Here is a 21645-nt window from a genome sequence, read left to right on the forward strand (position 1 = left end):
TACTCCCTTTTTATTTTAGTTCGACAATCGTTACGCCTGATCCTCCTTCTCCCGCTTCCCCGAACCGCGAGCTTTTCACACTGCGGTGGTTTTTCAGAAGATCCTGCACCCCTTTTCGGAGGGCGCCCGTGCCTTTTCCGTGAATGATGGACACTCTCGGATAGCCGGCAAGCACCGCGTCATCTAAATATTTTTCGACGCGGCTGAGGGCGTTTTCGTAACGCTCTCCCCTGAGGTCAAGTTCAAGGGATACGTGATAATCCTTCCCTTTTACGGCGGTGATTGCTTTTTCTTTTTTCGGTTCAGGAGCCGATTTGAGAAACTCAAGATCTTTTTCCTTCACCTTCATTTTGAGGATGCCGATTTGGACGTTCCATTCTTTCTCGCCGGTTTTCTCAAGCAGCGCCCCTTTTTGTCCGAATGTGAGCACCTTTACTTCGTCGCCCGGCTTGAGCTCGCGTTTTTTCTCTGTTTTTCTTTCCGGCTGCTTTGATTTTTCAAAAGCCGGCATCGCGTCTCCGAGACGTTTTTTGGCGTCAATCAGCTCGTGTTCCTTAAAGGATCTGTGTTCTTGCTTGATGGACCGGAGTTCGCGGATGATCTGTTCGGCTTCTTTTGCGGCGGCTTCCAGTTTTTCCGCAGCTTTCTGTTCGGCTTCTTCCATCATTTTATCTTTTTGGGCGTTCAGCTCAATGATTTGCTGCTGAAGCTCTTTGTGCAGTTTTTCTGCTTCTTTTCTGATTGATTCGGTTTCAGAAAGTTCTTCATCCGCTCTTTTTTTGCTTTTTTCAAGCGATGCGATCATCAGATCGACTTCGTTATGTTCGGCGGTCATTTCTGACTTCGCCTGGCCGATGATATGCTCCGGAAGCCCAAGGCGTCTTGAGATTTCAAATGCATTGCTTCGGCCCGGCACTCCGATCAGAAGCTTATAAGTAGGCGCAAGCGTTTCGATGTCAAATTCAACGCTGGCATTCATGACGCCTTGTCTGTTATATCCGTATGCTTTCAGTTCCGGATAATGGGTTGTCGCAAGCACTCTGGCGTTTGTCCGGTGAACTTCGTCAAGGATGCTCATGGCAAGCGCCGCTCCTTCCTGCGGATCTGTTCCGGCACCGAGTTCATCAAACAGCACAAGACTGTTTTCAGACACGTCTTTTAAAATATTGACGATATTGACCATGTGGGATGAGAACGTACTCAGACTTTGTTCGATCGACTGTTCATCGCCGATATCGGCAAACACATTGTCAAATACGGCTGCTTCCGATCCCTCATCAGCCGGTATGTGCAATCCTGCCTGCGCCATTATCGTCAGCAGCCCGAGTGTTTTTAACGTAACGGTTTTACCGCCCGTATTCGGTCCCGTGATAACGATCGTTGAGTAATCTCCGCCCAGTTCAATATCGTTGGCCACGACTTGATCTTGGGGCAGCAGCGGATGGCGCGCTTTTTTCAGCCGGATAAAACCGTCTCCGTTCATGAGTGGTTTTGTCGCCTTCATTGCTTTTGCGTATCTCGCTTTGGCGAAAATGAAATCCAGTGTCTGCAGCACTTCCACATTTTGAGCGATTTCTTGTGTGTGTTCAGCCGTATGCTCCGTCAGCATTCGGAGAATCCGTTCGATTTCCTGTTTTTCTTTTACTTTCGCCTGCTGAAGCGAGTTGTTCATATCTACGATCGCCTGCGGTTCAATAAACAGTGTCGCACCGGATGAAGATGTATCGTGGACAATTCCGCCGTAGCTTGATCTGTATTCCTGTTTGACCGGGATGACAAAGCGGTCATTCCGAATCGTAACGATGGTGTCAGACAGCATTTTAGAAGCGGAAGATGAACGCAGCATCGATTCAAGCCGATCTCTGACTCTTGATTCAAGCGTCCTGAGCTGCGTGCGGATTCCCCTTAAAGCGGGAGACGCATGATCAAGCACTTCACCATGGTCATCAATGCAGGAGTTAATCTCCCTTTCCAAATCGCCTAATGTAATCAGCTCTTCTGCATGGGCTTGTATCAGCGGAATGCCGACGCCGTCTTCTGTCATTTGGCTGATAAAATGCTTCATTTGTTTAACGGCATACAGCAGCCCGGACAATTCGGTAAATTCCGCCGGCGTCAGCACACTGCCGATTTCCGCCCGCCGTAAAGCAGATCTTATGTCGGTCAGGCCGCCGAACGGAGCATGGCCTCTCAAGCGCATGACCGCGGATGCTTCTTCGACTTCATCCAGCTGTTTTTGGATGTCTGAGAGATCCGTCAAAGGTTTCAGCTGCAGAAGCTTCTCCCGGCCGAGCGATGAGGCGGCATGTGCGGTAATTTGTTCTTTTACTTTATGAAATTCAAGTGATGATAACACTTTTTGCTGCACGGTTTTGTGATCCTCCTTACTTAATCATTGCGCGTCAGAAATGCTTTGACCTCGTGTAGCGGCCGGGCGTTTAACACATGTTTTGTCTCCGTCCACCCTTTGCGCGCAGCGGTCACGCCCGTTTTCATATCATCGAGCATCTCGATATTATGGGCATCGGTATTAATGACCAAAGTCACGCCTTTTTCATTTGCTTTGATAAGATGCTCAGTCCGCAAATCGAGGCGCGCGGGGTTTGCATTCAGTTCAAGCGCCGTATTTGTTTTGGCGGCGAGTTCAATCAGCATGTCGATGTCGACTTCATAGCCGGCCCGTCTGCCGATCAGGCGTCCCGTCGGGTGGGCGATAATGTCCACGTGCTTATTCGTCAGCGCCTGTTCAAGCCGTTTCATAATGACATGCTCCGGCTGGCTGAAGCTTGAATGAATAGACGCGATGACAAGATCCATTTCAGACAGAACACTGTCATCATAATCGAGCGAACCGTCGGGGAGAATGTCCATTTCTACGCCTTTAAAAATATGAAAATTTTCAAATTCAGCATTTAACGCGTCAATTTCTTCCGCCTGTTTTTTGAGCCGTTCGGCTGTTAACCCGTTGGCTACCTTTAAATATTGGGAATGGTCGGTGATCGCCATGTACTGATAGCCTTTTGCCATACACGCTTCTGCCATTTCTCTGATGGAAAAAGCGCCGTCACTCCAGGCTGAGTGCATGTGGAGATCGCCTTTTATCGCTTTATGCTCCACAAGATCCGTTTCTTCCCGGTACGTGTCGACCTCCTGCCCGGTTTCTCTGAGCTCAGGAGGAATAAACGGCAGGCCGAAGTGGGCGTAAAACGCTTCTTCGCTCGGGAATGTTTTGACGTCTCCCGTTTCTATGGTTTCTACTCCATATTCACTGATCCGTTCACCGCGCTCTTTCGCCAGCTGGCGCATTTTAATGTTGTGATCTTTAGAACCGGTAAAATGATGCAGCGTGGTGGCAAACTGTTCCTCTGTCACAAGCCGGAAATCCACACTCGTCTCATATTCAAAGGTCAGGATGACTGATACTTTTGTATCCCCGCTCGCTATCACGTCTTTTACGTTCGGGAGGGAAAGAAGCTGTTCTCTGACAGCCTCCGGATGATCTGTAGCGATAATGTAATCCAGATCTTTTACGGTTTCCCGCGCTCTTCTGAGACTGCCGGCCCGGGAATATTTCTGAATATCCGTCAGCCGGGCCAAATGTTCTTCAATTACTGAAGCAATGCCGAGCGCATAGCCGATCGGAAAACGTTCCGGCTGTTTTCCGGCTTCTCCGAGAGCCTGAAGGATTTTCTCCTCCGTTTTTTTACCGAAACCGGCGAGCCCCTGTACTTTTTGCTGCTCGCACGCTTCTTTCAGCGATTCCGCGTCATGAACGCCCAGTTCCTGATACAGCTTGGCGATTTTTTTGCCGCCGAGGCCCGGAAGCTTCAAAAGAGGAACCAAGCCTTCCGGAACTTCTTTCTGCAATTGGAGAAGCGTGCCGGACACACCTTCCTCCATATATTCACGAATGACGCCGTAAGTGCCTTTTCCGATGCCGGATATAGACATCATGTCGTCGATTTCCGACAGGCTGCGGTCATCCTGCTCAAGCGCCGCTGCCGCTTTTCGGAAGGCTGATATTTTAAACGGGTTGTCCCCTTTCAGTTCCATGTAGACCGCAATCGTTTCAAGCAGCCTGATGATATCTTTTTTATGCATACTGTTAACCCCCCAGTCGTTTCCTGCTTTTCATCATACAAATTTTTCTCCTCCGGCACAACTGACGCAGAGCTTGAAAAAAACTTCTCCGGTCAAGAGAAGTTTTTTATGCCCCGTACTGGGCCCACAGTTCTTGCAGGAGCCCTGACAGATACGGCGTATGATGTGTGATGATATTTGCAAGCGTCGATTGTGCGAGCATATCCTGAAGAGCGCTTACCGGCAGTACGGATGCGACGTATAACAGGATAAACGCAAATAAATAGACTTCCAGAAATCCGAGCACCCCGCCCAGCAGTTTGTTGATCTGTTTAATGACCGGAATGCTGGCGATAATATTAAGCGCCGCTCCGATAATCCGAAGCAGAATCTTTGCGATGATAAACAAAATGACAAACGCGATCGCGTTGTAATAAGCCGTCTCTACGTTTCCTTTAATAAAAGACAGAGCCGCCTGCCCGCCGGAAAAATCAGGCGCGGGTATAAAGCTCAGATGCGGGGCCAGGTTTTTGTAAAAAAGCGCCGCAAACGCAATCGAGAGGATGAAACTCGTTAAATATATAAATTGGAGGATAAATCCTCTTTTTAATCCAAGCAATGTGCCCATTAAGAGCAAAACTAAGATGATGATATCTATCATATGGTGTTCATTCCTTTTCTTTAAGCTGCCGCTCCAGTATTTCATATTTTTCTTGCAGTTTCATATAATCATGCACGACATTGACCGCAGTCAATACAGCGAGCTTATTTATATCAAGATATGGATTTTTCTCGTTGATTTCTCTCATTTTATCATCAACCACTCCGGCCACATGGCGCATGTGCGCTTTGCTTTCTTCCCCGATAATGGTGAAGTGCTGGCCGTAAATGTTTACTGTCGTTTTGGTTTTTTTGCCGTCAGACAACGTTTCTCCTCCATTCCGCGAGAATCCTAGTTCCTATCATACCACGATTATCGTTTGAATGGAAAGACGAGCCTCAGGCTGTTATGATACACTGGTATATACAGTGAAAAGTGCCAAAAAAGGAGATTATATCGTGTCCCATTCTGTTATAAAAGTATCCGCTTCCGCTATGGAACAAATGAAACAATCCTATGCCGGCTCCCTTACTCCCGCCGTTCCGCAGGGCGCCGTCTTCCAGGCTAAGCCTCCGGGCTGTACCATTACAGCCTACCGCTCGGGCAAGGTTCTCTTTCAAGGAAAAAACGCCGGCACAGAAGCGGCCCGCTGGGGAACGGCTGAGGCGCCGAAGGCAAAGAAAACCGTCAAAAAAGCGGCCGACCCGCTCTACGCTCCCCCGGCGGGCATTGCCTCCATGTCAGTGATCGGCTCTGATGAAGTCGGAACAGGCGATTACTTCGGGCCGATAACAGTTGCCTGCGCCTACGCCGACAAATCAAAGCTCTCTTTAATGAAAGAACTCGGTGTGAAGGATTCGAAGGATTTAAAAGATCCGCAGATTATTGAAATCGCCAAACTGTTAATTAAAACCATTCCTTACAGCCTGCTTGTGTTAAAAAACGAAAAATACAATCAGATGCAGGAAAAAGGCATGAGCCAAGGAAAAATGAAGGCGCTCCTTCATAATCAGGCGATTTCCAATCTGCTGAGAAAAATGAACGGCGTTAAACCGGAAGCGATTCTGATTGACCAATTCGCAGAGCCCGGCATTTATTTTAAGCATCTTTCCGGACGGGATATCGTAAAAGAAAAAACGTTTTTCAGCACGAAAGCGGAAAGCATACATCTTTCCGTCGCCGCAGCCTCTATCATTGCGCGATATTCTTTCTTAATTGAAATGGATAAGCTTTCCCGAGAGGCTGGGATGACGATTCCAAAAGGCGCGGGGCCGCACGTCGATGAAGCTGCCGCCAAGCTGATCATCAATAAGGGAGAAGGTGCGCTCAGAACGTTCACCAAACTTCATTTTGCCAATACGCAAAAAGCGAAACGCCTTGTTGAACGGAAGCGGTCATAATAAAAAAGCTTGCAGAGTGATCTGCAAGCTTTTTCTTTATCCTCTTAATACGGCCTGATACGTTTCTTCCAGCGCTTTCAGCACGTTTTCATGTACTTTTGTCACTTCTTCTTCTGTCAATGTTTGTTCAGGGTTAACATATTGGAGCGAGAAGGCGACGGATTTTTTGCCCTCTTCCATATGCTCACCTTCGTACACATCAAATACGGTGACTTCTTTCAGCAGCGCGCCGCCGGCTTCTTTGATCACGGCTTCGAGCTGTCCGCTTGTAACGGTTTTATCTGCCACAAGCGCAATGTCGCGCGTGACGGACGGATACTTCGGAATCGGCGTATACACGACAGGTTCTGTTTCCTCGGTCAGAAGCGCGTGCAGATCAAGCTCGAACACATACGTTTCTTTGATATCCAGCTCTTTTTCCATTGCCGGATGCACCTGGCCGATAAATCCGGCAAGCGAACCGTTCAATAGAATGTTTGCCGTCCGGCCGGGATGCATGTTTTTGCGTTCCGACTGGACAAATTCAACCCGGTCTGACACATTCAATTGATGCAGCAGGCCTTCAACGATTCCTTTGGCGACGAAGAAATCAACCGGCTTTTTCTCACCCTGCCATAAATTTTTGCGCCACAATCCGGTTACAGCTCCGGCAACCCGTTCTTTTTCAACCGGTTTTGTGTTTTCTTCTTTCGTCAGAAATACAGAACCCGTTTCATATAAAGCAACGGAATCAGTCTGTCTGGCCAGATTGTATGAAACGGCTTCAAGAAGATTCGGCACGAGGCTGTGTCTGAGAATGCTTCTTTCTTCGCTCATCGGCAGAGCAAGCATCGTGTTGAATGATTTTTCGATCGCAAAAGCGGCCGCTTTTTTATCATTCGTCAATGAATAAGTGGTCGCTTGTGAAAGACCCGCTCCTTCAAGGAAACGTCTCACTTTCCGGCGTTTTGCCTGATACGGTGTCAAGCCGCCTGTCGTGCCGGCCGTTTCCGGAAGCGTGGACGGAATATTGTCATACCCGTACAATCTCGCCGCTTCTTCAATCAGGTCTTCTTCTATTCTAATATCTCCGCGGCGCGACGGCACCGTTACGACGAGAACGTCTTCAGCTTCACCGACTGCAAACCCGAGGCGCTTGTAAATGCTGATGATTTCTTCTTTAGCGATTGTCATGCCGAGCACGGCGTTCACTTTTTCAACAGACACGTGAATGTTGTTTGCTTCGATTTTCAGATGGTTTTCTTCAACCGTGCCTGAGAGCACTTCTCCGCCGGCATATGCCTGAATGAGACTGCAGGCCCGTTCAGCCGCCAGCAAAACGCGGGCCGGATCAATGCCTTTTTCATATCTGGCGCTCGCTTCGCTTCTCAGTCCGAGGTCTCTCGACGCTTTGCGGACGGTCTGTCCGTCGAAATAAGCGGCCTCCAGTAAAATCGCAGTGGTGTCTTCGCGGACTTCAGACTCAGCTCCGCCCATGACTCCCGCAACGGCTTGCGCTTTTTTTCCGTTTGTGATGACCAAATGGCTGCTTGACAGCTTGCGCTCTTGTTCATCCAGCGTCACGATGGTTTCGTTTTCCGCCGCTTTTCTGACGACGACCTCTTTTGAACCGAACCGGTCGTAATCGAAAGCGTGAAGCGGCTGTCCGTACTCAAGGAGGACGAAGTTTGTAATGTCCACGACGTTATTATGCGGGCGGATGCCTGCATTCATTAGCTTCGTCTGCATCCAAAGCGGTGACGGGCCGATTTTGACGTTTTTAATGATTTTTGCGGCATAATGCGGATTGGCCTGCGTATCTTCAACCTTAACGGAAACAGCATCCGCCGCTTTTTCTGCCGCTTTTTCATATGAAGCCTCCGGAAGTTTTACCTCTGCGCCGAGGATAGCCGCAACTTCATAAGCCACGCCAAGCATGTTCATCGCGTCGGCGCGGTTCGGCGTTAAGCCCAATTCTAAAATCGCATCATCAAGCTGAAGGGCCGCCATTGCGTCAGCTCCCGTTTCAGCATCATTCGGAAAAACGAAAATGCCTTCCGCATATTCTTTCGCCACGAGCTTGCTTTCAATGCCGAGCTCCTGAAGGGAACAGATCATACCGTGAGACGCTTCGCCGCGCAGCTTGGCTTTTTTAATTTTGAAATTGCCGGGAAGCACGGCTCCGACCGTTGCAACGGCAACCTTCTGTCCTTTATCAACATTCGGGGCGCCGCAGATAATCTGCACGGGTTCCTCCGCACCGATATCAACAAGGCATTTGTTGAGCTTGTCGGCATTCGGGTGCTGTTCGCGCTCAAGCACGTGTCCGATGACAACGCCTTTTACGCCCTCCCCTTTATACTCGATACCCTCAACTTCAATACCGGCTCTCGTAATTTTTTCTGCAAGCACGGCCGGGTCGATTCCCTGCAAGTCAACGTAATCTTCTAACCATTTATAAGAAACAAACATGTGTATCCTCCTCTTACGCCTGTTTAAACTGCGAAATGAATCTGACATCATTGGTATAGAAATGGCGGATATCTTCAATGCCGTATTTCAGCATCGCGATTCGTTCAACACCCATTCCGAAAGCAAAACCCTGGTATTCCTCAGGATTGAATCCGGCCATTTTCAGCACGTTCGGATGAACCATGCCGGCGCCGAGAATTTCGATCCAGCCTGTTTTTTTGCAGACGGAGCAGCCTTGTCCGCCGCACTTAAAGCAGGTCACATCCACCTCGACAGAAGGCTCTGTGAATGGGAAAAAGCTCGGACGGAGCCTGATTTCACGATCTTGGCCGAACATTTTTTTGGCGACCAATTCAAGCGTGCCTTTCAGATCGCTCATGCTGATTTTGCGGTCGACGACGAGACCCTCGATCTGCATGAATTGATGGGAATGTGTCGCGTCATCGTTGTCGCGGCGATACACTTTACCGGGACAAATGATTTTGACGGGGCCTTTTCCTTTATGCTTTTCCATCGTGCGCGTCTGCACCGGTGACGTCTGCGTTCTCATCAGCATTTCTTCTGTAATGTAAAAGCTGTCCTGCATGTCGCGGGCCGGATGTTCCTTCGGCAGGTTCAGCGCCTCAAAGTTGTAATAATCCGTTTCCACTTCAGGGCCTTCTTCGACGGTATATCCCATGCCGATAAATAAATCTTCAATTTCTTCAATAACGACCGTCAGCGGATGGCGCCCGCCGATGTTTACCTGACTGCCCGGCAATGTGACGTCAATCGTCTGGCTGCTGAGTTTTTTATTCATTTCTTCTTGTTCAAGCTGTTCATTTTTCGCCGTAATGGCTGCTGCAATGCGCTCTCTCACTTCATTGGCGAGCGCTCCCATTTTCGGGCGCTCTTCGGCGGACAGTTTGCCCATGCCGCGGAGAACTTCTGTAATCGGCCCTTTTTTTCCGAGATATTGCACCCGAATGTCGTTAACTTCTTTTAATGAACCCGCCGCTTCTACTTTTTCTGCAGCTTCCAGTTCAAGCTGTTTAAGCTTCTCTTCCATCATGCATCCTCCTTTTATGTAAACCAAACCGTTCTATGCCTTTTTCAGAAAACAAAAAAACCCGTCCCTTGAGAGAAGGGACGAGTTGTGGCCGCGGTACCACCCTTTTTAAGGCAGACTTCATCTGCCGACAGCTTCATTGACATAACGGAAACGATCGTTCCGGTTCACCTTTACGCGCGTTTGGCGCGGTCCCGGTGACAACTCGAGAGGTGAAAATCAATTTCTGTGCTGCGATAAAAATGCTCTCAGTCAGCGGCATTTTCTCCCTGGAAGGCAGTGTGTGCAAAAATTGACGTCCTCTGTCACGGTTTTTACATTATTGCTATCTATTATAGTGAAATCCAAGGCTTTTCGCAACCTATCCTCTGAGATGATAAACGAGGATGGCGGCCGCCACCGCCACATTCAGCGATTCCGCCTGTCCGTACAGCGGAACGTACAGGTTGAGATGCGTTTTTTGCAGAAGGCCGGCGTCCACTCCCGCCCCCTCGTTCCCGACGATTAACGCGAACGATTCTTCAGGCTTCACGCTTTGATAAGCCGCACCGTTTTCAAGCGCCGTGCCGTAGATCGCGACGCCTTGTGATTTCAGCTCAGCGGTAAACTCATCAAGCGGACGTTTCAAAATGGGAATATGAAAATGAGAACCTTGTGCTGAACGCAGCGTTTTTCCATTGTACGGGTCTGCTGTTCCCTCACCAAGGACAACGGCGTCGATCCCCGCCGCATCTGCCGTTCTGATCATTGTTCCTAAATTCCCCGGATCCTGCACGGCATCGATCAGAAGCAGCCGCTTCAGCTGATCAGGCTGCTTATCCGGCATATGGCAGACCGCGGCGATCCGCTGCGGCGTTTCTGTTTCCGTCACGGCTGAAAACGCGTCTTCGCTCAGCACGTAGCACGGAATGCTCATGTCCAGATCGGCCGGGATGGCGCTCTCATCGTTTACGAGAATTTCTTTTACCGTTCCCTTTGATTTGAGCGCTTCTTCTGCCAGATGCTCTCCTTCTATCAGAAATGTATTCGTTTTAAGTCTCTCTTTTTTTGTGTGAAGTTTTTTCCAGTCCTTCACTTTTTGGTTTTTTGCAGAGTCGATTCGTTTCACTTTATGTCTGTGCTCTCCTTTTTTCATGCATGTTGTTATTATATCTTAAGAACAGCACATAATAAACCGCGTGCGCGGTAAGAATATGCGTATCACATTCAGAAAAAAGGAGCGGTTGTAATGGATCTTAATTTACGCAACGCCGTTATTGCCAATGTAACCGGCAATAACCAGGATCAGCTGGAGCATACTATCGTTGACGCCATCCAAAGCGGTGAAGAAAAAATGCTTCCGGGCCTCGGCGTCTTATTCGAAGTTCTTTGGCAGCATGCGTCGGACTCAGAAAAAAATGAAATGCTCAAAACACTTGAAGGCGGATTAAAACCTGCGCAATAAACATGAACCGGGTGATGGGACACCCGGTTTTTTTTGTATAATAATGGCGAGGGGGATCGCCATGCAGTTACAGCCGGAACTGGCAAAGAAATTGATTGCCGAAGTCAAACATATGTACAGCCGCGAAGTGATTATTGCCGATACAAAAGGAATGATCATCGCGGGCACCAATGAGGCGCGCGCCGGATGGTTTCATGAAGGCGCACTGATCTGCGCGCGCGAAAAACGGAATGTCATCATTACAAAAGAAGATGAAAAACGGCTCGAGGGCGTAAAAGCAGGACTGAACCTCCCCGTTTTTTCAGGCCATGAAGTGATCGGAGTATTCGGCCTGACAGGAGACCCTGACGATATCCTGCCTTTCGGAGAATTGCTCAGAAAAATGACGGAGCTGTTTATTAAAGAAACGCGCCATATGGAAGAAGCGCAGTGGCGTGCGAGAATGCTTGAATCCTTTATGGTTGATTGGCTGCAGCTGAAAGAATGGTCTCCGGGCTTTTTAGAAAAAGCAAAGCTCATCGGCGCAGACCTTCACGCATACCGCCGGATCATACTCATTCAAGGCCGTTATGAGCAATATAAAGCGGAGGAGCTCGGGCGGCTCTGGCAGTACGAATGCCCTGAAGACCTGTTTGTCCGCTGGGGAAATGAACGCATTCTCATTAATCATGAAGCAAATTCGGCTTCCAAAACACAGCTCATTAAAAAGATCGGCGTCGTTTTCGGGCAGCCTGTCACCGCCGGCATCGGACGGATCGTTCCGGGAGAGCGCCTCACGGAATCATACGAACAGGCGGATAAAGCACTTTCAGCCGGAATCGGTGACAAGCAGGCCGTCTTTGAAGAAGATTTAAAACTGGATATGTGTCTTGCCGATATCACACCCGGCACGAGGTCGGAATTTTCACGGCGGGTTCTCGAGCATGTACTCGGCCGGGAAGAACTTCTGGATACGCTGCGCGCCTTTTTCGACCGGCAATTATCGTTAAAGCGCACCGCCGACGACATGCATATTCATATCAATACATTGCGCTACCGCCTTTCCAAACTGGAATCACTGACAAATATGAATCTCGACCGCCCTGAAGACATAACAGCTTTTTATTTGGCGCTGCGCTTTTTAGATCAACATACAAAAAGCACGTAATCATATCATCATTTTTCATATGTTTCTCCATAGTGTGCGGAATCGTTTTTCTTTACAATTAAATGAAAACGCTTTTCTTATCAGGGAGGTTGGGAGAACATGATTTCACGAGAGGCAAAAGAAGCGTTCATCCGGACGGTCGGGAAGGAGAATTATGATGATTCAGCGGCGGGCCGTCTTGTGTATTCTTATGATGCAGCTCCTCAGCTGCAAGCCATGCCGGATGCGGTCATCGCCCCCCGCAGCGCGGATGACGTGTCCCGTATATTAACGATTTGCAGCAGGCATGACATTCCGATCGTGCCGAGGGGTTCAGGCACAAACTTATGCGGCGGCACATGTCCGTCTGAAGGCGGGCTTGTGCTTTTATTCAAACATATGAACCGCATTCTGGAAATCGATGAAGAAAATTTGACGGCAACCGTCCAGCCGGGCGTGATCACGCAAGATATGATCCGTGCGGTTGAACAAAAAGGTTTATTTTATCCGCCTGATCCGAGCAGCATGAAAATATCGACGATCGGCGGGAATATTAATGAAAATTCCGGCGGGCTGCGCGGTTTGAAGTACGGCGTCACCCGGGATTATGTTCTCGGCCTTGAAGCCGTCTTGGCTTCAGGCGATATCATCCGCACAGGAGGAAAGCTGACAAAGGATGTCGCCGGTTATGATCTGACCCGGCTTTTCGTCGGATCAGAAGGGACGCTCGGCGTTGTGACGGAAGCGACTTTAAAGCTGGTTCCGAAGCCGGAAACGAAAAAAACGCTGCTTGCACTCTATGAACATATTGAAGCGGCTGCGGAATCTGTTTCTGCCATCATCGCTGAAAAAATCATTCCGGCGACACTCGAATTTCTGGATCAGCCGACACTGCAGGTCATTGAAGATTACGCCAAGATCGGGCTTCCGACCGACGCAAAAGCGGTGCTGCTGATCGAACAGGACGGTGACAGCGACACGGTCAGACGAGATATGGAAAAAATCGAAGCCATCTGTAAAAACGGAGCAGCCGTATCCGTCCAAACGGCTGAAACCGAGGAAGAGGCATTCGCGCTTACAGAGGCCAGACGGTCCGCATTATCAGCCCTTGCCCGGCTGAAACCGACAACGATTCTGGAAGATGCGACCGTGCCGAGATCGCAAATTGCCAGCATGGTCAAAGCCATTAACGAGATTGCAGAAACATACGGCTTGTCCATCTGCACATTCGGCCATGCCGGAGACGGCAACCTCCATCCGACGTGCACCACCGATATCCGAAATACAGAGGAGATGGAACGTGTCGAAAAAGCTTTTGCCGCCATTTTTGAAAAAGCGATTGAGCTGGGCGGAACGATAACGGGTGAACACGGGGTCGGCATCGTAAAAGCGCCGTATTTAGAAATGAAACTGAAAACAGAAGGCATCACCGCCATGAAAGCGATCAAACAAGCGCTTGATCCCCAAAATCTGCTGAATCCGGGAAAAATATTCGCCAATTCATCAAGGAAACGCGTGGTGGTGATGAAATGACCACGGCTAAAGAGCAGAAACAAATTCAAACAGAATTCAAAAACCGCATGGATGAAGGTGAATTGCTGAACTGTATGCGCTGCGGCTTCTGCCTTCCTTCCTGTCCGACCTATATCGAATCGGGATTTCAAGAATCCCATTCGCCGCGCGGCCGGATCGCCCTGATGAAAGCCGTCACTGACGGACTGATCGAGCCTGATGAAGATGTCGAGCGCTCACTTTCGCTGTGTCTCGGATGCCGGGCATGCGAGCCCGTTTGTCCGGCAGGGGTCAATTACGGACAGCTGCTTGAAGAAGCGAGGGATATCATTCATCAAAATAAAAAACATAAGCCGGGCGTGCGCCTCTTGCGGAAAGCCGCCTTCACCGGGCTTTTCCCACACCAAAATCGCATGCAGACAGCCGTGAATCTTCTCGGAATATACCAAAGATCGGGACTGCAGACCGCCGTCAGAAAAACCGGTATGCTGCGCGTTTTGCCTGAACATCTGCGCACAATGGAACAAGTGCTCCCGCCCGCCCCGAAACGGAAAGACATGAAGGAAAGGCCGCGTTTTCTTCCTGCCGCGGGTCCCGTCCAAAAACGGGCCGCTTTTTTCTCGGGCTGCTTAATGGATACAATGTTTTTAGCGACAAATCATGCGACAACGGCGCTTTTACAGGCGGCCGGATGTGAAATCGCGGTTCCGGACGGCCAGGCGTGCTGCGGCGCGCTTCACGGGCACAGCGGAGAAAAAGAGATGGGAAAAGAACTGGCCAAGCGGAATATCGCGGCTTTTGAAGCGCTTGACGCTGATTATATCATTACAAACGCCGGCGGATGCGGCGCCTTTCTTCAGGAATATCCCCATTTACTGAAAGATGAACCCGGATGGGCGGAACGTGCCGAACAATTCGTCCGGAAGCTCAAAGACTTTTCATCCGTACTGGTTGATCTGAAGTTCCATCAAAAAAACCTGCGGGCACAGTCTCCTCATATCGTCACATATCAGGACTCCTGCCATCTCCGCAATGTGATGCATACGTCAGAGGAACCGCGCACGCTTTTGAAAAGCATTAAAGGGGCTGAGTACAGAGAAATGGAAAAGGCCGACAGCTGCTGCGGGTCGGCGGGAATTTATAATATAACAGAGTCAGAGATGTCTATGAAAATATTAGACAGCAAGATGAAAGCCGCCGGAAAAACGGAGGCGGCCGTCATCGTGACAGCCAATCCCGGATGCCTTCTGCAAATGCAGCTCGGCATTTTACGCGAAGGATTAACAGGCCGTGTCCGCGCGGTTCATTTGGCGGATTACCTTTTGGAAGCGGCGGATTTGTCATAAGATGAAAGCAGAGAGACCGATCGGCTCTCTGCTTTTTTTATGATTGTGCAATGTTCGGACGGCCGCGGATTTATCCGGGTATTGAAGCTTCCAGTCTGGCACTCGGATCACGCCATACATTCGCCCATTTTTTCACAGCCGCAATGATAATCACAAGCCCGAGAATGAGCATGATAATGGATAAAACGCCATTCAGCACGTTGTATCCCGCCGCTTCGGGGTTCAAATACACATACCGCACCATCCAATAACTCGCATAGTTGACGGTCACATACAAATAAGCGAGAGGAATCAAGCATGTCAGCATATAGCGCCGCTTATCCGCTATTTTTAATACGACGGTCGCACCGATAATTAAGCCGACAGACGCCATAAGCTGATTGGATACGCCGAACAGCGCCCAAATGGAGCTGATGTCGCCCGAATACAGAAGATAGCCCCACAGCAGGCAGGCGAGCGCGCTTGAGAAAATCGAGCCCGGCAGCCAGTCTGTTTTTTTCAACGGCTTATAGACCTCTCCGAAAAACTCTTGAATCAAGTACCGGGCGACACGGGTTCCCGCATCAATCGCCGTTAAAATAAACACCGCTTCAAACATAATGACGAATTGAAAAAAGTATGAAGCCAAATGACTGAAAAACGGAATCTCCGTAAAGATATACGTCATTCCGACGGCAAGCGTAACGGCGCCGCCCGTTCTTCCTTCCAGACTGAGCCCGATTTCTTTGCTCAATTCAGGCAGATGGACGACATTCATCCCGAGGGTGCGGAATATTTCAGGCGTGCTGTTAATGGCAAAATAATCGGCGGGCTCAAGAGCGGCAGCTGCAATGAGCGCCATAATTCCGACGAGACATTCCACAAGCATCGCTCCGAAAGCAACCGGCTTTATATCACTCCATTTATCCAGCATTTTCGGCGTTGTGCCGGAACCGACAAATGCATGAAAGCCCGAAATGGCGCCGCAGGCAATCGTTATTGAAATAAACGGCCAGACAGGACCCGCGATCACCGGCCCTCCGCCGTGAATAAACTCCGTTACGGCCGGGAATTTAATGGCGGGATTGACGAAAAAGACGCCTGCGATCAAAGCGGCAAAAACCCCGATTTTCATAAAACTGCTTAAATAGTCACGCGGAGCCAGCAAAAGCCAAACCGGAAGCGCCGCGGCGAAAAACGCATAGACAGGAAGCGCCACTGCAAGCGTTTTCGCATCCAGTGTCAGCATGTCCCCGAGAGCCGTTGTCTGCAGCCACGGCCCGATGACAACACCGGCCATTAACAAAAGAAACCCGACAGTTGATGCGAGTTTGAGATTGCCCGTTTTTTTATAATAGAGGCCGACCCCCATCGCGATCGGAATCGTAATCCCCACCGCAAACGTTCCCCACGGGTTTTTCTCAAGCGCGTGCAGCACAACCATGGACAGCCCCGCCATCGTGATCGTAATGATAAACAGCATCGAGAGACCCGTGCAAAAACCCGCCACTGGGCCGAGCTCTTCTTTGGCGACTTCAGAAAGCGTTTTCCCGTTTTTCCGCATTGATGCAAACAATACGACAATATCGTGCACGGCTCCTCCGATCACCGCTCCGATTAACAGCCATAAAAGCCCGGGCAGATAGCCGAACTGAGCTGCCAGAATCGGTCCGACAAGCGGGCCGGCAGCGGCGATTGCCGCGAAGTGGTGGCCGAATGACACCCACTTATTCGTCGGCACATAATCTTTCCCATCCTCAAGCACATGGGCCGGAGTCGGTGTCTGATCATTGATTTTTAATACTTTGACCATCATAAAGGTACCGTAAAGCCGATAGGCGATCGCCAAAATACATATAGACGCTATGACGATTGTAATCGCATTCATTTAATCCCAGCCCCTTTTCTCTTTTTCTAAATATTATCACAATTATCAGATAACAGTAGATGATTTTTACATAAAAAAAGCCGGCGGCTAAGCCCGGCTTTTCGGAACATTATTTTCCTGATAAACGGATGACATTCCAGGACAGCGGCGTAAAATGAGCCGTTATCCCTTCAGCATTTGCCGAAGACGTTCCGTTGGAGTGAGGCGTAACTTCTTTTCTGTTTTTTTGATTGGTCGCTTTCATATCCTGATGCTCCAGCACGATATGCTCAATAATGCGGTAATCTTCAAACCCTCTCAGCTTTATCTCCGTTTCCATCAGTTCCTTGCTTTTGTTGACGGCAAAAATGGTCAGTGCTTCATCCTCTTCATGGTAAACGGCCGCGGCATCAACATACGGCACATCCGTAAAATCCGCTGAGTCGTATTTCGGGGAAGTGACCAGCAGCTTCATTGAAGTCCCTCTCCCGTAGACAGAGGCGTGCATGTAAGGGTAAAAGATCGGCTGTCTCCATGCTTCTCCGCCCTTTTCAGTCATAATAGGCGCAATTACGTTGACAAGCTGGGCGAGACAGGCGATCTTTAGTCTGTCCGCATGCTGCAGCATCGTAATCAGCAGTGAACCGATCAACAGTGCATCTTCAAAATTGTAGATGTCTTCGAGAATCGGCCGGGCCGTAATCCATGGCTCCACTTTTTTATCCGCTTCATTTGAGTGATACCACACATTCCATTCATCTAAAGAAAGGTGAATCGTTTTTTTGCTGCGTTTTTTCGCTTTCATATAATCACATACGGCTGTGACGGATTTAATAAAATGGTCTAAATCCATCGACTTCGCCAAATAGTTCTCAAGATCATTTTCATGGTTGCCGTAATACGTATGCAGTGAGATGTAATCCACATGCTCGTACGTATGCTCAAGCACCTCGGCCTCCCACTCGATGAAGGACGGCATGCCGCTGTTTGAGCTTCCGCAAGCCACCAATTCGATCGTCGGGTCCGTCCATTTCATTACCTTTGCCGTTTCAGCGGCGAGCCGTCCGTATTCATGCGCCGTTTTATGACCGATCTGCCAAGGGCCGTCCATCTCATTTCCTAAGCACCATGTTTTGATGCCGTAAGGTTTTTCATATCCGTGTGATTTTCGTAAGTCGCTCCAGTACGACCCTTCAGGATGGTTGCAGTATTCGACGAGGTTCCGGGCGGCATCGATCCCTCTCGTCCCGAGATTGACCGCCATATTCACTTCGGCGTTCACTTTTTTCGCCCACGTTAAAAATTCATTCGTCCCTACTTCGTTCGTTTCTGTCGTCTGCCATGCCAAATCAAGCCTCCGCGGGCGGTCCTTCACCGGCCCGACGCCGTCTTCCCAATTGTAGCCTGAGAGAAAATTCCCTCCCGGATAGCGGATGAACGGCACTTGCAATTCCTTGATTAACTCCTGCACGTCTGTTCTGAAGCCGTCCTTGTCGGCTTTCGGGTGTCCGGGCTCATAAATGCCTTCATACACCGCCCGGCCCATATGTTCTATAAATGATCCGTACATCCGTTTGTCCACTTCACCGATGATATATTCTTTATCTGCTGTAATCCCCGCTTTTTTCATTATTTCCTCCCTCTCTCTATCCCTTCACTCCGCCTACTGTGAGGCCGGAAATGAAGTATTTTTGGAAAAACAAGAATATGATGATCACCGGCAGTATCGCAAAAACGGACCCGGAAATCAGCATGTCATAGTTGTTGCCGTACGGACTCAGCAGCCCTGAAAGTCCGATTGGAAGCGTAAACATTTCTTTCGACCGAAGCACGATCAGCGGCCATAAAAAGTTATTCCAGCTGTTTAAAGATTGAAGAATGATCATTGCCCCGAATGCCGGTTTCATGAGCGGCGCCATAATTCTGAAAAAAATGCCGAATTCCGTGCAGCCGTCCATTCTCGCTGAATCAAGCAGATCCTTCGGAAGTCCGAGCGCATATTGCCGGAAAAAGAACACGGCGACAGGCGACACAATAAACGGCAGAATCACCCCCGTATAAGAATCGATCAAATGAAGACCCACCGTCAATTTGAACAACGGAAGCATCATCACTTCAAGAGGCACCATCATAATGATCAGCACAAGAACGAAAATAATATTTCTGCCCTTAAATTCGTAGACACCGAGTCCGTAGCCGATCAAAGAGGAAAAAAACAGCGTGAGAACCGTGGTGAGAACGCCGAGCAGCAGGCTGTTAAAAAACCATTTGAAATAAATGCTCCCCCCGTTGAACAAATAGGTGTAGTTATCAAGGCTCATCACATCCGGATCAAGACGCAGATTCAGCCCGATGCGCATCAGCTCAGATGACGGCTTTAAAGAACCGAGCAATAGACAGATCATCGGAAAGATATACAACAGGCTCAGCATGATAAAAAACAAGGTAAACGCGACTCTGTACACGGAAAACATGTGATTGTTACGCAACGCTTATCCCTCCCCTTTAAACGAACCGGACAGTTTCAGTGAAACAAGGCTGACTAGTAAGATGACAAGCAAAAGGACAATTCCGATTGCGGCCCCGTACCCCATTTCGTTGTATGCAAGCCCCTGCTGATATAAATAACCGACAAGCGTGAGGCCGATATTGCCCGGGGAATTATTCTGCCAAAGCACATAGCTTTCCTCAAACATTCTGAAACCGCCGATAATACTGATCGTTAACACATAAACGGACACCGGCTTTAAAAATGGAAGGGTAATATGACGGAACTTTTTCCACGTACTCGCCCCGTCAATTTCAGCCGCTTCATACAATTCTTTCGGCACGTTTTGCAATCCCGCCAGAAAGTAAAGAATGTTAATGCCCATCCACCTCCATGACGCAAGCAGCACCATTAAAAACATGCCGGTACCTTTGTTGTTGAGCCAGTTTTGGGGTGATGCGCCAAGCTTCATCATCAGCTCGTTTGCAAGCGACGTATTCATTTCTCCGAACATCAGACGGAAAATAATCCCCGCTACGATCGTCGATGTTAAAGCCGGTACAAACAGAGCCGATTTAAATACATTTCTGAACCTGACGAGCTTCGAATTCAGAATCACCGCCAAAAGAAGCGGCACCGGAATCAGCACGATCAGCGTCCAGAAGGTATATTCCAATGTGTTAAACAGTGCGGTGTAAAAGGTTGGATTAAGAAGAGCGGTATAATTGGAAAACCCGACAAATGTAATTTCTCCCGGCAGTATCCGCTGAAAGCTCATGATAAACACGCTGATGATCGGATACAAAAAGAAAACGAGAAACGAAATGATAAATGGCGCCGTAAAAAGATAAGGCGCCGCTTTTTTTGAATACAGCACATTGCGCCGGCGCGGCTTCTTCCGGACTGCAGAAACGGTTTGCGCTGTCTCTGTCTTTACAGGTCTCATAAAAGCTCCCCCGCTTTCACTGTTAAATAGGGCGGCTTCTCCTATTTCTCTAATTGCTCTGCCGCCTCGTCCAAGGCTTCCTTAGGTGTTTTTTCCTGCGTCTTCAGCGCATCGAACAGCACTTGTCTGACAACAAGATCAGCCGCTTTAGAGAAGTCTTCATGCAGATAAATCGGATTGATCTCATCTTTTATTTCAAGGAGCGAGGAAAAAATTGACGTACCGTTCCGGAAGAAATCCGTGTACTTGTTTTTCTCCTTCAATTCTTTTGAATCCCACACGTCCCAGCGGAGCGGGTCAAAGCCGAGCACCGTCCAAAGCTTTATGTTCCCTTCCTTTGAACCTTTCGCAAAACCGAGAAATTCTTTCGCGAGATTCAGATGTTCAGCCTGCTTCGGCACGACGGTGGCTGTTCCGCCTAAACCCGCTGATCTGTCACCGCCTTCTTTCCAGGCCGGCATAGGGTAAATCGCCATTTTTCCTTTTAAATCAGGCATATAATCGATAAACCGTCCCATGTACCAAATAGGCATCAGCACTGAGGCTGCCCCGCCCTGATTCATAAAACCGTAGTATTCTTCGCTGTGATGGCCGCCGCCGGGAGCCGGCAGAAGGGTTTTATCATTTACCATGTCCTTTACATAATTCAGTGTGTCTGTATTCGTCTTGCTGTTCAGAATCAATTTTCCGTTTTTGCTGTAGTAGCCTGACCCTTGCTGCGAAATCATGGATAGGAATGTGGCGGAGTCGTTTGTTTCAACCGTTCCCATCGGTTTCCCAGATGCTTCACGCACTTTTTTCCCTGCCCGCCGGTAATCTTCCCATGTCTTAATGGAGGCGGGATCAACGCCCGCTTTTTTCATGATATCCATGTTGTAAAACATGACGGTCGTCCCCACATGTGTATCAAGGCCGTACAATTTTCCGTTTTTGCTGTACAAGGCCAGACGCGCTTCCACAAACTTATCGCGGTCTTTTTCAATCAGCGGCGTCAGATCGGCAAGCGGGATATCCTTCCCCTTCAGAAAGTTCGAGAACCGGCTTAATTCCACGTCGGCTATATCGGGAAGCCCCTCACCCGCGATCAGCGAAACCGATAAATTATCATGCATTTGTCCATAAGGATAAACAACGGTATTCAGCTTGATTTTGCGCTCCGGATATTTCTGATTCCATTCTTTGACCATTTCCTGATAAAACTGTTCGTGCAGACCGTTAAACGTCCAAAACGTCAGCTCCGTTTCTCCCGGCCGGCCGGCAGTCCGTTCTTGTGAACAGCCGGCGGTAAACAAGAAGAGCATCATCAGCACCAAACATACAGCGGTCGTTTTTTTCATGTCATTACCCCTTCCACTTT

17 protein-coding genes are annotated in these 21645 nt (G+C 49.1%); 5 read left to right on the top strand and 12 right to left on the bottom strand.

The window, feature by feature from the left end; all coding sequences use genetic code 11:
- Nucleotides 1–10: 10 nt before the first annotated feature.
- From G4O42_RS13495 to zapA, 4 genes are all read right to left on the bottom strand, one after another.
- The gene (locus G4O42_RS13495) at nucleotides 11–2368 is read right to left on the bottom strand and encodes an endonuclease MutS2 (RefSeq protein ID WP_032873757.1); all 2358 of its coding nucleotides are present in this window, start codon (nucleotides 2366–2368) and stop codon (nucleotides 11–13) included.
- 20 nt (nucleotides 2369–2388) lie between these two features.
- Nucleotides 2389–4101: a DNA polymerase/3'-5' exonuclease PolX gene (polX, locus tag G4O42_RS13500; RefSeq protein WP_032873755.1), complete on the bottom strand. Its 1713-nt coding sequence runs from the start codon at nucleotides 4099–4101 to the stop codon at nucleotides 2389–2391.
- Nucleotides 4102–4207: 106 nt separating this feature from the next.
- Entirely contained in the window at nucleotides 4208–4741 is a 534-nt protein-coding gene (locus tag G4O42_RS13505) for a CvpA family protein (RefSeq protein WP_007612958.1), read from the bottom strand.
- A 7-nt stretch (nucleotides 4742–4748) separates the two neighbouring features.
- Nucleotides 4749–5006 (bottom strand): cell division protein ZapA, encoded by a 258-nt coding sequence (gene zapA, locus G4O42_RS13510; RefSeq protein WP_007408114.1) that lies wholly within the window; start codon nucleotides 5004–5006, stop codon nucleotides 4749–4751.
- Nucleotides 5007–5139: 133 nt separating this feature from the next.
- Between zapA and rnhC the strand changes: the two genes are divergently transcribed.
- Entirely contained in the window at nucleotides 5140–6081 is a 942-nt protein-coding gene (gene rnhC / locus G4O42_RS13515) for a ribonuclease HIII (protein ID WP_007408113.1), read from the top strand.
- 36 nt (nucleotides 6082–6117) lie between these two features.
- Here rnhC and pheT read toward each other — a convergent pair whose 3' ends face one another.
- The 3 genes from pheT to G4O42_RS13530 form a co-directional block, all read right to left on the bottom strand.
- Nucleotides 6118–8532, bottom strand: coding sequence for a phenylalanine--tRNA ligase subunit beta (pheT, locus tag G4O42_RS13520; RefSeq protein WP_012118137.1), 2415 nt, complete (start codon nucleotides 8530–8532; stop codon nucleotides 6118–6120).
- A gap of 13 nt (nucleotides 8533–8545) precedes the next feature.
- Complete coding sequence (gene pheS, locus G4O42_RS13525) at nucleotides 8546–9580, bottom strand: phenylalanine--tRNA ligase subunit alpha (protein WP_003152530.1); 1035 nt, start codon at nucleotides 9578–9580, stop codon at nucleotides 8546–8548.
- Nucleotides 9581–9941: 361 nt separating this feature from the next.
- Nucleotides 9942–10688, bottom strand: a complete 747-nt coding sequence (locus G4O42_RS13530; RefSeq protein WP_032873753.1) for a TrmH family RNA methyltransferase — start codon at nucleotides 10686–10688, stop codon at nucleotides 9942–9944.
- Nucleotides 10689–10808: 120 nt separating this feature from the next.
- Between G4O42_RS13530 and sspI the strand changes: the two genes are divergently transcribed.
- The 4 genes from sspI to G4O42_RS13550 all read left to right on the top strand — a co-directional run bounded on the left by sspI (nucleotide 10809) and on the right by G4O42_RS13550 (nucleotide 15008).
- Nucleotides 10809–11024, top strand: a complete 216-nt coding sequence (sspI, locus tag G4O42_RS13535; RefSeq protein ID WP_003152527.1) for a small acid-soluble spore protein SspI — start codon at nucleotides 10809–10811, stop codon at nucleotides 11022–11024.
- 61 nt (nucleotides 11025–11085) lie between these two features.
- A complete protein-coding gene (locus G4O42_RS13540; protein ID WP_032873751.1) occupies nucleotides 11086–12171 on the top strand; it encodes a CdaR family transcriptional regulator in 1086 nt (361 codons plus the stop codon).
- 99 nt (nucleotides 12172–12270) lie between these two features.
- Complete coding sequence (glcD, locus tag G4O42_RS13545; protein WP_032873749.1) at nucleotides 12271–13683, top strand: glycolate oxidase subunit GlcD; 1413 nt, start codon at nucleotides 12271–12273, stop codon at nucleotides 13681–13683.
- Complete coding sequence (locus G4O42_RS13550) at nucleotides 13680–15008, top strand: (Fe-S)-binding protein (protein WP_032873747.1); 1329 nt, start codon at nucleotides 13680–13682, stop codon at nucleotides 15006–15008. The genes glcD and G4O42_RS13550 overlap by 4 nt, the downstream gene beginning before the upstream one ends.
- Before the next feature lie 70 nt (nucleotides 15009–15078).
- Here G4O42_RS13550 and cstA read toward each other — a convergent pair whose 3' ends face one another.
- The 5 genes from cstA to araN all read right to left on the bottom strand — a co-directional run bounded on the left by cstA (nucleotide 15079) and on the right by araN (nucleotide 21625).
- Complete coding sequence (cstA, locus tag G4O42_RS13555) at nucleotides 15079–16875, bottom strand: carbon starvation protein CstA (protein WP_032873745.1); 1797 nt, start codon at nucleotides 16873–16875, stop codon at nucleotides 15079–15081.
- Nucleotides 16876–16984: 109 nt separating this feature from the next.
- Entirely contained in the window at nucleotides 16985–18484 is a 1500-nt protein-coding gene (gene arfA / locus G4O42_RS13560; protein ID WP_012118142.1) for an arabinosylfuranosidase ArfA, read from the bottom strand.
- Between the two features lie 16 nt (nucleotides 18485–18500).
- Entirely contained in the window at nucleotides 18501–19328 is an 828-nt protein-coding gene (gene araQ, locus G4O42_RS13565; protein ID WP_007612991.1) for an arabinooligosaccharides ABC transporter permease AraQ, read from the bottom strand.
- Nucleotides 19329–19346: 18 nt separating this feature from the next.
- Complete coding sequence (araP, locus tag G4O42_RS13570) at nucleotides 19347–20288, bottom strand: arabinooligosaccharides ABC transporter permease AraP (RefSeq protein ID WP_007408105.1); 942 nt, start codon at nucleotides 20286–20288, stop codon at nucleotides 19347–19349.
- 41 nt (nucleotides 20289–20329) lie between these two features.
- Nucleotides 20330–21625, bottom strand: a complete 1296-nt coding sequence (gene araN, locus G4O42_RS13575; protein WP_032873743.1) for an arabinooligosaccharides ABC transporter substrate-binding protein AraN — start codon at nucleotides 21623–21625, stop codon at nucleotides 20330–20332.
- Nucleotides 21626–21645: the final 20 nt, after the last annotated feature.

Source organism: Bacillus sp. LUNF1 (assembly GCF_011008975.1).
GTDB classification, from domain to species: Bacteria; Bacillota; Bacilli; order Bacillales; family Bacillaceae; genus Bacillus; species Bacillus velezensis.

What these genes read in the sequence shown, in the direction of transcription:
- polX (WP_032873755.1), bottom strand. Translation starts at nt 4,101, where the DNA reads ATGCATAAAAAAGATATCATCAGGCTGCTTGAAACGATTGCGGTCTAC.
- G4O42_RS13505 (WP_007612958.1), bottom strand. Translation starts at nt 4,741, where the DNA reads ATGATAGATATCATCATCTTAGTTTTGCTCTTAATGGGCACATTGCTT.
- pheT (WP_012118137.1), bottom strand. Translation starts at nt 8,532, where the DNA reads ATGTTTGTTTCTTATAAATGGTTAGAAGATTACGTTGACTTGCAGGGA.
- pheS (WP_003152530.1), bottom strand. Translation starts at nt 9,580, where the DNA reads ATGGAAGAGAAGCTTAAACAGCTTGAACTGGAAGCTGCAGAAAAAGTA.
- sspI (WP_003152527.1), top strand. Translation starts at nt 10,809, where the DNA reads ATGGATCTTAATTTACGCAACGCCGTTATTGCCAATGTAACCGGCAAT.
- G4O42_RS13540 (WP_032873751.1), top strand. Translation starts at nt 11,086, where the DNA reads ATGCAGTTACAGCCGGAACTGGCAAAGAAATTGATTGCCGAAGTCAAA.
- glcD (WP_032873749.1), top strand. Translation starts at nt 12,271, where the DNA reads ATGATTTCACGAGAGGCAAAAGAAGCGTTCATCCGGACGGTCGGGAAG.
- G4O42_RS13550 (WP_032873747.1), top strand. Translation starts at nt 13,680, where the DNA reads ATGACCACGGCTAAAGAGCAGAAACAAATTCAAACAGAATTCAAAAAC.
- cstA (WP_032873745.1), bottom strand. Translation starts at nt 16,875, where the DNA reads ATGAATGCGATTACAATCGTCATAGCGTCTATATGTATTTTGGCGATC.
- arfA (WP_012118142.1), bottom strand. Translation starts at nt 18,484, where the DNA reads ATGAAAAAAGCGGGGATTACAGCAGATAAAGAATATATCATCGGTGAA.
- araQ (WP_007612991.1), bottom strand. Translation starts at nt 19,328, where the DNA reads ATGTTTTCCGTGTACAGAGTCGCGTTTACCTTGTTTTTTATCATGCTG.
- araP (WP_007408105.1), bottom strand. Translation starts at nt 20,288, where the DNA reads ATGAGACCTGTAAAGACAGAGACAGCGCAAACCGTTTCTGCAGTCCGG.
- araN (WP_032873743.1), bottom strand. Translation starts at nt 21,625, where the DNA reads ATGAAAAAAACGACCGCTGTATGTTTGGTGCTGATGATGCTCTTCTTG.